9 protein-coding genes are annotated in these 12,689 nt (G+C 41.5%); 5 read left to right on the top strand and 4 right to left on the bottom strand.

Annotated features, from left to right (window positions below):
* Window positions 1-53: 53 nt before the first annotated feature.
* Window positions 54-413, top strand: coding sequence for a hypothetical protein (locus tag MJX77_RS05690; protein WP_151988803.1), 360 nt, complete (start codon window positions 54-56; stop codon window positions 411-413).
* A gap of 114 nt (window positions 414-527) precedes the next feature.
* Here MJX77_RS05690 and dnaJ read toward each other — a convergent pair whose 3' ends face one another.
* The 4 genes from dnaJ to MJX77_RS05670 all read right to left on the bottom strand — a co-directional run bounded on the left by dnaJ (window position 528) and on the right by MJX77_RS05670 (window position 6,489).
* Window positions 528-1,640 (bottom strand): molecular chaperone DnaJ, encoded by a 1,113-nt coding sequence (gene dnaJ / locus MJX77_RS05685; RefSeq protein ID WP_002119101.1) that lies wholly within the window; start codon window positions 1,638-1,640, stop codon window positions 528-530.
* 103 nt (window positions 1,641-1,743) lie between these two features.
* On the bottom strand, window positions 1,744-2,121 hold the full coding sequence (locus MJX77_RS05680) for a hypothetical protein (RefSeq protein ID WP_004790237.1): 378 nt from the start codon (window positions 2,119-2,121) through the stop codon (window positions 1,744-1,746).
* Window positions 2,122-2,260: 139 nt separating this feature from the next.
* The gene (locus MJX77_RS05675) at window positions 2,261-5,386 is read right to left on the bottom strand and encodes an efflux RND transporter permease subunit (protein ID WP_192454692.1); all 3,126 of its coding nucleotides are present in this window, start codon (window positions 5,384-5,386) and stop codon (window positions 2,261-2,263) included.
* Window positions 5,383-6,489, bottom strand: coding sequence for an efflux RND transporter periplasmic adaptor subunit (locus MJX77_RS05670; protein WP_005300346.1), 1,107 nt, complete (start codon window positions 6,487-6,489; stop codon window positions 5,383-5,385). Before MJX77_RS05670 ends, MJX77_RS05675 begins: the two co-directional genes overlap by 4 nt.
* Before the next feature lie 149 nt (window positions 6,490-6,638).
* On the opposite strand from MJX77_RS05670, the gene MJX77_RS05665 reads away from it, so the two are divergent.
* From MJX77_RS05665 to MJX77_RS05650, 4 genes are all read left to right on the top strand, one after another.
* Entirely contained in the window at window positions 6,639-7,262 is a 624-nt protein-coding gene (locus MJX77_RS05665; RefSeq protein ID WP_252060747.1) for a TetR/AcrR family transcriptional regulator, read from the top strand.
* A 170-nt stretch (window positions 7,263-7,432) separates the two neighbouring features.
* Complete coding sequence (gene ppc / locus MJX77_RS05660) at window positions 7,433-10,117, top strand: phosphoenolpyruvate carboxylase (protein ID WP_049837589.1); 2,685 nt, start codon at window positions 7,433-7,435, stop codon at window positions 10,115-10,117.
* 297 nt (window positions 10,118-10,414) lie between these two features.
* Entirely contained in the window at window positions 10,415-11,710 is a 1,296-nt protein-coding gene (locus MJX77_RS05655; protein ID WP_004790247.1) for a solute carrier family 23 protein, read from the top strand.
* Window positions 11,711-11,789: 79 nt separating this feature from the next.
* Window positions 11,790-12,680, top strand: coding sequence for a LysR family transcriptional regulator (locus MJX77_RS05650; protein WP_252060746.1), 891 nt, complete (start codon window positions 11,790-11,792; stop codon window positions 12,678-12,680).
* Window positions 12,681-12,689: the final 9 nt, after the last annotated feature.

The raw sequence follows: 12,689 nt of genomic DNA, 5'->3' as shown, positions 1-12,689 counted from the left end.
ATCTGCACACTACGGGCCACGAATGAAAAAAAGATGACTATAAGGAGTTCAGCATGCATTCGAGAATTATTGGCTTTACAGTGATGATGGGGATTATGAGTTCAGTGGCGTTTGCAGAGCCTGCAATCCAGCCAGGAGACACCTTAGAAAGCTTATCTAAAGCACGTATTACAACTAACGTAAGTACTCAAACAGCAACACCTACAGCTCAAACTGTAGCAACTGATGCCAACACTGACGTTAAAGTTGAAGATATTGACCCGATTATTGGCGAAACAACAGCAGAGGCGCCAAAAGTAGCTGTACAGGCAGACGCAGTAGCCGCAACAGTAATCGAAAATGCTCCTACTCTTGCTTCTAGCGAACCGACCGTAAGTGTTAATGATATTGATGTTGCTCATCCTACAGAGTAAGCAGACGTAATTTTCTTTTAAGCAGAATAAAAATAATAAGATGAATCAGCGCAATAAAAAGGCGGATATTTTATCAATATCCGCCTTCTTTTTAATTTCTTATCTAATCAAGCATTAATCGAACAAACGATCAAAGAATGATTTTTTCTTCGGTGAAGAAGCACTGTCTTCGCCATCAAAAGAAGCTTGCAACTCTTTAAGTAATTCACGTTGACGAGAATTTAAGTTGACCGGTGTTTCTACCACAATACGGCAGAGTAAATCACCCACCATGCTGCTACGTACTGGACGAACGCCCTTACCACGTAAACGGAATAATTTACCTGTTTGAGTTCCCTCAGGAATCTTCAAACTAACGCGACCTTCCAAAGTTGGAATTTCAATTTCTTTACCAAGTGCAGCATCAGCAATGCTCACTGGTACGTCCATATAAAGATCGGCACCATCGCGTTGGAAAATTTCGTGTTCACGAACAACGACTTCAACGTACAAATCACCTGATTGGCCATCACGAATTGCTTCGCCTTTGCCACTCAAACGAACGCGGTCACCATTATCTACACCCGCTGGAATTGTAACTTCCAACGTTTGCTGGCGATCAGCAACACCTGAACCATGACATGCCTGACAAGGGTTTTTAATAATTTTACCTTGGCCACGACACGTACCACATGTTTGTTGTACAGAGAAGAAACCTTGCTGCATACGTACTTGTCCTGAACCATGACAAGTTTTACAGGTTTCAACATCTTTTGGATTTTTTGAACCTTTACCATCACACACATCACAAGGTGCTGGAGCAGTAAAGGTAATGGTTTTCTTCACCCCTTTTACAGCTTCTTCAAGGGTAAGTTCCATTACATAGCGTAGATCTGATCCGCGACGTTGACGCTGTTGACGCCCACCACCACCGAATGCACCACCGAAGATATCACCGAACTGGCTGAAAATGTCTTCGGCACTAAATCCACCAAAGCCACCACCACCGCCGCCAAAGCCGCCTTCGAACGCATTATGACCCATGCGATCGTACATGCTACGCTTTTCGCTGTCCGATAAAACTTCATAAGCTTCAGCAGCTTCTTTAAATTTCTCTTCAGCTTCGGCATTGTCAGGGTTTCTATCAGGATGATATTTCATCGCCAATTTACGGTAGGCTTTTTTGATCTCATCATCACTTGCGGTTTTTGAAACGCCTAAAACCTCATAATAATCACGTTTAGCCATTTTTGGCGGTGCTCCTCACGGAATTTTATCAATACTCTATTGCCGACTAAATGGGGGGCTTTAGCCGAATTTACAAGGGTAAAATGTTTAAAAAATAGATATATTAAAAAACTGCCTTATTTTTTAAATATTTAGACAAGCCTTTTAACCATGCATTTAATAGAAATAACCACGCAATAGCGCTAAATACTACACCAGCAACCGTAGAGGCGGTTACCCAGAGGTTACTGTCCCATGCAAAAAAGAAGAGCGGAATAAACCAGACCACAGCAAAAATTGCCATACAAAGAAATAGAATCCCGTTTCGCATAATCCATAGCGCATGCGCATGAATCCAAACTTCTGCATTATCTACAACCGCCACTTTACGAGCGACCAAATAAGCAAAGGCCGCAAAAATAACCGTAAACAATGCAAGAAACATGAACGCATAAGAAATTACTATATAACGGCGATGCTGTTCGATATGGTCTTGCCCCATCTGTATTTCACCTCAATTCACTGCACTTAGCCTATTTTTTATGCAGTGAAATAATCCTGTATTTTTTGTGTAAAGACAGGTGCTACTATATTGGAGTTTTCAATATTTCGCACCTTTATTCACAAAAAATTTATGTATTTTATGCGGTTTTTTTCACCTTAAACCACGCTGCGTAGAGCGCAGGTAAGAAAAATAATGTCAGTAAGGTGGCAACAATCAAGCCGCCCATGATCGCAACTGCCATCGGACCAAAGAAAATACTTCGTGAAAGTGGAATCATGGCCAAAACCGCGGCTAATGCAGTCAAAATAATCGGGCGGAATCGACGCACTGTCGCCTCAATAATCGCTTCCCATGTTGGATGTCCTGCTTGCCTGTCTTGTTCAATTTGATCAATCAAAATAAGCGAGTTACGCATGATCATGCCAGAGAGCGCAATTGTGCCCAACATGGCCACAAAGCCAAATGGTTTGTTAAATAGGAGCAAGAATAAAACCACACCAATTAAACCAAGCGGAGCTGTTAACAACACAATGGTCGCGCGTGATAAGCTTTTGAGCTGAATCATTAGTAATGTCATGACCACAGCCAAGAACAGTGGCATACCCGCATTAACGGAATTTTGCCCACGTGCAGACTCTTCTACAGTTCCACCGACTTCAACAAGATAACCACTTGGTAATTCAGCACGTAATTTATCCATTGATTCAGCTAACTCGCCAACTACTGTAGCTGGTTGTAATTGAGTGCGGATATCTGCGCGAACAGTAATGGTCGGTAAGCGGTTACGATGCCAAATTAAACCATCTTCAAACTTATACTCAATTTTAGCGATTTGAGCTAAAGGCACAGTCGTTCCGTTGGTCGTTGGTACGGCTAAACTTGCTAGGGAAGCCACTTCAACTCGTTCGCTCTGATCGCCGCGTAAACGGATTTCGATGAGTTCACGCTTTTCACGATATTGCTCAATCGCACTACCTGTAATTGATGCATTAATGAAGTTCGCTAAATCGACACTAGAGACACCCATTTGTCGAGCACGATCTTGGTCAATTTGAATTGAAATAATCTTACTCGGCTCACCCCAATCTAAATGCACATTGGTGGTATTCGGGTTTTCGCTAATCAGTTTAGCGACTTTCTGTGCTTCTTGACGGACCAAATTTTGATCTTCACCCGACACACGATATTGCAATGGATAGCCAACAGGAGGACCATTTTCCAGTAATGACACGCGAGTACGAACTTGCGGCAGCAATTGTCTAATTTGTTTGTCTAACGAGCGTCGAATTTCATCACGATCATCAAGCGATGATGCGAGTACAACAAACTGTGCAAAGCTAGCTTGCGGTAATTGCTGGTCTAACGGTAAATAAAAACGTGGTGACCCTGTACCGACATAAGCCACATAGTTATCAATACCTTTTTGTTTAGATAGGAATTTTTCAACCTTTTTCACAGCTTGTTCTGTCGCTGTTAAAGAAGCACCTTCTTCAAGTTTTAAATCGACTAAAATCTCGGCACGGTTCGAAGGTGGGAAAAACTGCTGAGGAACGATCTTAAACATCAGCACAGATAGCACAAAAACACCCACCGTCGTCGCAATTACTGTTTTACGGTAAGTCACACAAAACTCAACCATCTTTCTAAAACGTAAATAGAAATTAGATTGATAAGGATCGTAGTGATGGTCCTGTGAAATGGCCACAGTTTGCGGTTGCGGTTTTTTGGTTAACCTCGCCCATAAACGGACATACCAAGGTGCTTGATGACCTGTTTTAGTAAAATCGGGTAATAGCTTTTCGCCTAAATAAGGTACGAATAAAACTGCTGCAACCCAAGACACTAATAAGGCAATCGTCACCACCTGAAAGATAGAGCGAGTGTATTCACCTGTACCAGACTGAGCCGTAGCGATCGGTAAGAAACCAGCCGCAGTAATCAGTGTTCCGGTGAGCATCGGAAATGCCGTTGTTTTCCACGCAAAGCCGGCGGCTTTAATCCGGCTATAACCCTGCTCCATCTTAATTGCCATCATCTCGACGGCAATAATGGCATCATCGACTAATAGACCTAGCGCCAGAATCAAGGCACCCAGTGAAATCTTATGCAGGCCTACATCGAATAGATTCATCCCCGCAAAGGTCATTGCTAAAACTAAAGGAATAGAAAAAGCGACAACCAATCCTGTACGGAAACCTAAAGAGAAAAAACTCACTAACAAGACAATAATAACTGCTTCAGCGAGTACCTTTATAAACTCATGAATACTGCGTTGTACTGCTACAGGTTGGTCAGAAACTTTTTGGAGCTTCATGCCTAAAGGTAAAGTTTTTTGCAGTTGGGCAAATTCTGTGTCGAGATTTTTACCTAAGGCAATAATGTCACCGCCCTTACGCATTGATAAAGCAATACCAATACCATTTTCACCCATGAAGCGCATGCGTGGCTGAGCAGGTTGACTAAAACCACGGTAGACATCAGCGACATCTCCAAGCTGAATGGTTTTATCACCTACCAATAAAGGCATTTTCTTAATTTCATCAATGTTTTGTAAATGACCACTTACCCGAATCTGGATGCGGTCTGTGCCTGTTTCAAAAAAACCTGCACTTGCCATACTATTTTGCTTTTGTAAGGCATCTTGAATCGCTGTAACTGGAATACCAAGCTGTACCGCTTTGGTGTTAGAAATCTCAATCCAGATTTTTTGATCTTGCAGACCAATTAATTCAACCTTACTGACATCTTTGACACGTTGAAGCTGTAATTGCAAACGATCTGCATATTCCTTAAGAAGTGCATAGTCAAAGTCTTTGCCTGTCAGTACATAAATATTGCCGTAAGTGTCTCCAAATTCGTCATTGAAAAATGGACCTTGTACACCGTTTGGCAGTTCATGGCGTATATCATTTACCTTCTTACGAACGTTGTACCAAACATCAGGAATCTTGTCAGAAGTCAGTGAATCCTTCGCTACAAAAGTGACCAACGACTCACCTGGACGGGAGTAAGCCATGATCTTGTCATACTGCCCTGTTGTCATGAGTTCCTTTTCGATACGGTCCGTAACTAAAGTAGAAACTTCTTTGGCAGTCGCCCCAGGCCAGTAGGTCTGCACCACCATGACCTTAAAGGTAAAGGGTGGATCTTCACTTTGTGATAATTTTGAATAAGAGATTGCACCGATAATGCCAAGCAACAGCATAAAATAAAGGACAATACCTTTATTATTTAATGCCCATTCCGAGAGATTGAATTTCATGGCTGGGTTGCTCCCTGAATTTTCACCCCACGGTTTTCACGATCAATCGGATGAATCTTCTGTTTATCACGTAGCAAATGTACGCCGCCAATCACAACCCAATCATTTGGAGCCAAACCAGATAATACAGGTACACTATCTTTGCCATATGCACCAATCGTTACAGGTACTTTACGCAAAGTCTGGTTCGCATTAACCACCCACACATAAGGTTGATTATCTGTTGCTGAAACACTCGAAAGTGGCACACTCATCACATTGGTTTGAGTCGAGCTAAAAAATACGCGTGCACTTTGTCCAAGCTGAATAGCAGATTGACCTTCTTTGAGTGCAACTTTGACCGTAAATGTACGAGACTGATCCGCCGCTGGGGAAACTTCACGCACATAACCAGCAAATCGGTCATTCGGTTTAGACCATAATGTCACCCAAGCTGCTTGGCCAACCTTGATCTCGGAAACCGCTTGTTCTGGCACACCAATGACAACTTCACGCTCTCCATCAATGGCCAGTTGATAAGCCGCTTGGCCCGCAGCAACCACTTGTCCAATCTCAATGTTTCGTGCAGTAATCACCCCGTTTTTATTAGAAACGAGTTGGTTATAACCAGTTTGGTTTGCAGAAACTTCATAGTTAGAACGAGCTTGCTGTAGAGCCGCTTGCGCAGCGTCATATTGGTTTTTTACCGTATCGAATTGCGAACGACTCACCGCATTAATCGGCAATAATTGCTGAAAACGTTTAAGTTCGTCTGCTGCTGTTTTTGCTGAAGCCTGTGCATTGTCCAGTTGGGCTTTAGCGGCATTTAATTGTAGCTGAGCATCTGCTACGTCAAGCTTTGCTAAAACTTGTCCGACTTTAACTCGATCACCTACATCCACGTAACGTGCCGTAACCTGTCCACCGACCCGAAATGCTAAAGCTGTTTGCTGTCTGGCCTGCACATCCCCTGCATAGCTTTTTTGTTCATTGAGAGTAGTTAAGGGTTGGGCCACCATCACATAGGGTATTTCTTCTGTTTTGGGAGCTTCTTTACTACACCCCATTAATGTGACCGTACAAACAATCACCATACTCATGATGAGAGGTTTTAACAGATTCATATCTTATCGCTCTTATTCAAACTGATTTTTTAAGGCACAATATGCTTGCATCATAAATTGTTTATTTTTTAATTAATATACCCATGGGTACATTAATTAAAGAAAAACTTATAAATTGCTATCTTTTTAAATTTTTATCAGAGGATTTTGTGCAAACAGTTAATCAAAGTGGTCGCCCCAAAGATCTGGAAAAACGTGCTCGTATCTTACAAGCCGCGAAAGCTATTTTTTTAAAATCTGGCTATCACGGTACCAGCATGAACCAGATTGCACAGGAAGCAGGTGTCACTAAACTCACGGTGTATAATCACTTTCAAGACAAAGCGAACCTGTTTATCTGTGCAATTACACAAACTTGTGAAGAGACACTGAATCCTAAACAATTTGAATTAGATGCATCGGTAGACTTTTATCAAGCACTCTTTATTGTGTGTTCACGCGCTTTGCAGATTATTTATTCACCTGAAGCATTAAAGCTGGAACATGTATTATTTGAACTCGCAGCAGAACAAAGCCCTTTAGCTGAACAGTTTTTTGATGCATCACATACTCGACTTCAAAATCAGTTAGCCGCATTCTTCCAAAAAGCAACTGAATTAGGTTTTATCCAAGCCGATGACCCAATTTATCAAACAGAGCTTCTTTTAACTTTATTGCTTGGAGTACGTCACCATAAGGTTCTACTTAGAATTATTGCCGTACCTAATGCAGAAGAGCTAGAACACATTATTAGAGATGCAATTCATTTATTTTTGCTCAAATATCGGAATTAAACCAAAGTCCGATTGCCAAAAGTCGCACTGAGTGCATGTCTACTTTTAAGATGCCATAAGCGAATTAAATGTTATTTTTTAAGCAAAAATTCACATTTTCTTACGCTCAAAGCTTGGAATGTTTGTTAATCGCGCTATATTCGATAAGAATAAGAACAGGAGAAAATAGCATGGTTCAGCAAATCGATGCGCCACTGCGTGAGGATGTCCGTTTACTTGGCAATTTGTTAGGTGAAACCCTAAAACAACATGCAGGACAAGAACTGTTTAATCAGATCGAGCAAATCCGTGCTCTTGCCAAAGGTGCACGTGATGGTCAAGCTGAAGCCGAAAAGCAATTAGAACAATTATTTTTAGAATTGCCCGATGAAGAGCTATTACCTCTTACCCGCGCTTTTTCTCATTTTTTAAATTTTGCCAATATTGCTGAGCAATATCATGTAGTGCGTAGCCGCAGACAGGCGGAATTTGATTCGGAGGCTAACTCTCCAAATCCACTTGTTCACCTATTTCAAAAATTTAAAGACAAAAGTATTTCGACAGAAAAACTATTCCAGCAAATTTGTGATCTTAATATTGAATTGGTACTTACGGCGCACCCAACCGAAGTTAGCCGTCGTACCCTCATTCAAAAATATGATGATATCAATGCTTGTCTTTCTCAGCTTGATCAGCAAAAACTTACTCCACGTGAACGACAAAATGCCCTTGCCAACTTAAAGCAGCAAATCAGTTCGGCATGGCAAACAGATGAAATTCGCCAGCACCGCCCGACTCCTGTTGATGAAGCAAAATGGGGATTTGCAACCATCGAACAAACACTTTGGAATGCTGTGCCTAAATTTATTCGTGAGTTAAATGAGTTGGTTCAAGATAATTGCCAACAAAACTTACCACTCAATATTGCGCCGGTACGCTTTGCTTCTTGGATGGGCGGAGACCGTGATGGCAACCCAAATGTTACTCATCAAATTACCCAAGAAGTACTGTGGTTATCTCGCTGGCAAGCTGCTGACCTTTACCTAAGAGATATCGAAAACTTACGTTGGGAACTTTCGATCCAAACCTGTTCTGAAGAAATGATTCAGGCTATTGGTAACCAACATGCAGAGCCTTATCGTGAATATTTACGTGCTACACGCGAACGCTTAAAAGCGACTCGCCACTGGTTAGCGCAGCGCCTACAAGGCTTAGAAGCAGACGACAGCAATGTTATTAAGAGCAAAGACGAACTCTTACAGCCTTTATTGCTGTGCTATCGCTCGTTAATCGACAGCAACTTACCTGAAATTGCGAATGGTCAACTTCTCGACTTTATTTACCGTGTGAACTGTTTTGGTATTGAACTACTTAAACTCGACATTCGCCAAGAATCAGGTCGTCATCGCCAAGCGATTTCAGCAATTACCGAATATCTAGGTTTAGGTAATTTTGAATCGTGGACTGAACAAGCACGCCAAAACTTCCTGATTCAGGAATTACAAAGCAAGCGCCCACTTTTACCGAAATATATTAATGAACCTGAAGGCAGTTTGATTGGGCACCCAGATGTCCAAGAAGTATTTGCAACCATGCGTACTTTGGCTGACCAACCGCCTGAGTCTTTAGGGGCTTATATTATTTCGATGGCTGAATATCCAAGTGATGTTTTAGCGGTGTTGTTATTGCAAAAAGAAGCAGGTATTCAGCACCCTTTACGTGTAGTTCCTCTATTTGAAACTTTAAAAGATTTAGATGGCGCTGCAACAACCATGAATACGCTGTTCAATATGCATTGGTATAAACAGCACATTCAGGGTAAACACGAAGTGATGATCGGTTACTCCGACTCTGCAAAAGATGCTGGTTTCATGTCAGCTAACTGGGCGCAATATCGTGCTCAAGAAGAGCTAACTGCAATTGCTCAAAAACACGGTGTACAGTTGACGTTGTTCCACGGCCGCGGTGGCTCAATTAGTCGTGGTGGTGCTCCAACACAGCAGGCACTATTTTCACAACCCCCGGGTTCGATCTCTGGTGCAATCCGTGTCACAGAACAAGGTGAAATGATTCGCTTCAAGTTCGGTTTAGAAGGGATTGCCATGCAAAACCTTGAAATCTATACCGCAGCAACACTCGAAGCGACTTTATTACCGCCACCAGAGCCTAAAGCCGAGTGGCGTGAAATCATGAACCGTATGACAGATCATTCTGTGAAGGTTTATCGCCAGACAGTGCGTGAAAATCCACATTTTGTGAAATATTTACGGACTGTTACGCCTGAACTTGAATTACAAATGTTGCCATTAGGCTCACGTCCAGCAAAACGTAAAGTAAGTGGTGGTATTGAGTCTTTACGCGCGATTCCATGGGTATTTGCATGGACTCAAATCCGTTTGATGCTACCTGCATGGCTAGGTACTGGTGCAGCCATTAATGAAGTGATTGCCGATCAGCAAAAAGCAACGCTTGATGAAATGCTCCAGCAATGGCCTTATTTCCAGACGCTTATTGATATGCTGGAAATGGTATTGTCTAAATCCGATGCCAACATTGCACTCTATTACGAGTCTCATTTGACTGAAGATGAAGATTTAAAAGTGCTCGGTAATCAATTACGTCAGCGCCTAAAAGATGCTGTTGAAACACTCCTTAAATTGAAAGATGAATCAAAGCTTCTTAGCAATAACGAAGTTCTTGATCAATCAATGCAAGTTCGTAAACCGTACTTACTTCCTTTGCATCTTTTGCAGGCTGAACTCATGAAACGCCGCCGTGATTATCTTGCTGAGCGTCAGGCAGAGAACACACCTGTTGACCATGCACTTATGGTGAGTATTGCGGGTATTGCTGCTGGTTTACGCAATACAGGCTAAGCTGTTTTTACCGATTGTTTAACAAGGCAGTGCATCTCGATGTACTGCTTTTTACTTGCAAAATTCTTTATTTTTCTTAAGTTTTCTCTGATTTTCTATTTTTTTGAATATTTTTTTAAAATCAAAAAATTAGTCTTTATGAGAAAAAAATAACTAATTCCTTATATTTAGAACTCATAAAATTATACCAATCGTTAAAAAATAATTACTTTTCACTAACATACTTCTCTCTAGAGATTAAATGCACTCTCAAGAAAGAGTATCATGGCACCAATTAAAGAATAACGAGCTTATTTTATGTCCAATTGGTTTCCAAAATGGCAGCCTTACCAAGGTGATATTGACCACCGACCGGTCTCTACCAACGAATATCTCCCCCCAGTTCAGAGTGCTATTTTAGGTATTCAACATGCGTTTGCCATGTTTGGAGCAACGGTTTTAGCACCATTACTCATGGGCTTTAATCCTAACCTTGCCATTTTAATGTCTGGTATCTGTACCATCCTGTTCTTTTTAATTACGGGAGGTCGTGTTCCGAGTTACTTAGGCTCAAGTTTTGCATTTATTGGTGTGGTTGCAGCAGCAACTGGACATATTACAGGTTCAGGTGCCAATCCAAACCTTTCGATGGCTTTAGGCGGAATCGTAGCATGTGGTGTGTTTTATGCCATTATCGGTTTTATTGTGATGCTTACGGGTACACGCTGGATTGAAAAACTCATGCCGCCTGTGGTGACTGGCGCTATTGTGATGATTATTGGTCTAAACCTCGCACCCGTTACCATTAAAGGTGTTGCAGGCCAACCATTTGAAATGTGGATGGCTTTAATTACTGTACTTTGTATGGGTAGTATTGCAGTCTTTACTCGTGGCTTATTGCAACGTTTGCTTCTATTGGTCGGTTTAATTTTGGCTTATGCAATTTACGCTATCACCACCAATGGGCTAGGTTTTGGTAAACCAATCGATTTTAGCCAAATCTCACAGGCTGCATGGTTCGGTATCCCAAGCTTTTCGCATCCTACTTTTGATACCAAAGCAATGCTGATTATTGCGCCAGTTGCGCTTATTTTAGTAGCAGAAAACCTAGGTCATATTAAAGCTGTTGGTGCAATGACTGGTGAAAACCTGACGCCACAATTAGGTAAAGCCTTCGTTGCAGATGGTTTAGCAACAACGCTTTCTGGTAGTGTTGGTGCACCGGGGATGACCACTTACGGCGAAAACATTGGGGTCATGGCAGTCACTCGTGTGTACTCAACAATTGTTTTTGTGATTGCAGGTGTCTTTGCTATTTTCTTGGGTTTATCTCCAAAATTTGGCGCGGTAATTAGTACGATTCCAAGTGCTGTCTTAACAGGTGCATCTATTGTTGTGTTTGGTTTAATTACCATTGCTGGTGCAAAAATCTGGATTGAAAACAAAGTTGATTTTTCTAATAATAAAAACCTGATTGTTGCTTCTGTGACGATTATTTTAGGTGCCGGAAATTTTGAATTAATGTTTGGTAATTTCAATTTAGGTGGCATTGGTACAGCAACATTTGCGGCCATTATTCTAAATTGGTTGTTTAGTTTAAAAGATAAAACCTAAATTCAAAAAGGCAGCGTAAGCTGCCTTTTTTCATTACGATTTAGTATGATGAATTTTTGCGTTTCAATACGTTCCTATCATGCGTTTTGATTTTTTTGATTTACAGTTGGTTCTTCATATCGTCTCGACTGGTAGCCTAACTAAAGGTGCTGATCGCTCTGCTATTTCACTTCAAGCAGCGAGCGAGCGTATAAAAAAACTCGAACAATATTTTGAGATACCCTTATTTGTTCGCCAAACCACTGGGGTAGAACTCACCACAGCTGGACATGCTTTTGTAGAACATGCTCGTCAGCTTTTAGTACAAAAAGATCAACTTGAACAAGAAATGCAGCGGTTTAGACACCCTACCGCAGAAGCATTAACGCTTTGGTGTAATTCTTCTGCTCAAAGTGAATATTTGCCTACATTATTACCGCAATATCTGGTGCTTCATCCCGAAATGAATATTGATTTACATGAGGCAGAAAGCTCAGAAATTGTAGATGCATTAACCCAAGGAATTGCGAGTCTAGGTCTAGTCTCAAGTTTTTTTGATACCAGACATTTGCAAACTAAAGAATTTGCGAGTGATCCGTTAGTTCTAATTTGCCCTACTACTCACAATTTAGCTCAATACCAAGAGCTGAATTTGGTAGATGCTCTAAGTTATGGCTTTATTGGCCTTAAACCCCATCACTCTTTGCAACAGTCTATCGAGACCCAAGCTAAGCTATTAGGCTTTAACATACAGTACCGTTTACGCTTACCTAACTTTGGCGCAATTGCTGAGGTAGTCGCCAAAGGCGTGGGAATTGCGATTATGCCAGCTCGTGCTACACAGCGTTTGCAATCAGATTATGATTTTCATTCGATCCAATTACTCGGTGCATGGGCAAACCGAAAACTACTTTTAGCCACACAAAACTTCAACCAGCTGCCTAGCAGTTATAAGCAATTTGCAGATTTCCTATTAGAGCATCGCCCTTAGAAACTTGAT

Source organism: Acinetobacter sp. AHP123 (genome assembly GCF_023757925.1).
Classification (GTDB): domain Bacteria; phylum Pseudomonadota; class Gammaproteobacteria; order Pseudomonadales; family Moraxellaceae; genus Acinetobacter; species Acinetobacter oleivorans.
This window is presented reverse-complemented; position numbering and strand designations above follow the sequence as displayed.

Excerpts from the sequence above, each read along its gene's own strand:
- MJX77_RS05655 (WP_004790247.1), top strand. The coding sequence starts at position 10,415 with ATGTCCAATTGGTTTCCAAAATGGCAGCCTTACCAAGGTGATATTGAC.
- MJX77_RS05675 (WP_192454692.1), bottom strand. The coding sequence starts at position 5,386 with ATGAAATTCAATCTCTCGGAATGGGCATTAAATAATAAAGGTATTGTC.
- MJX77_RS05650 (WP_252060746.1), top strand. The coding sequence starts at position 11,790 with ATGCGTTTTGATTTTTTTGATTTACAGTTGGTTCTTCATATCGTCTCG.
- MJX77_RS05680 (WP_004790237.1), bottom strand. The coding sequence starts at position 2,121 with ATGGGGCAAGACCATATCGAACAGCATCGCCGTTATATAGTAATTTCT.
- MJX77_RS05670 (WP_005300346.1), bottom strand. The coding sequence starts at position 6,489 with ATGAATCTGTTAAAACCTCTCATCATGAGTATGGTGATTGTTTGTACG.
- ppc (WP_049837589.1), top strand. The coding sequence starts at position 7,433 with ATGGTTCAGCAAATCGATGCGCCACTGCGTGAGGATGTCCGTTTACTT.
- dnaJ (WP_002119101.1), bottom strand. The coding sequence starts at position 1,640 with ATGGCTAAACGTGATTATTATGAGGTTTTAGGCGTTTCAAAAACCGCA.
- MJX77_RS05690 (WP_151988803.1), top strand. The coding sequence starts at position 54 with ATGCATTCGAGAATTATTGGCTTTACAGTGATGATGGGGATTATGAGT.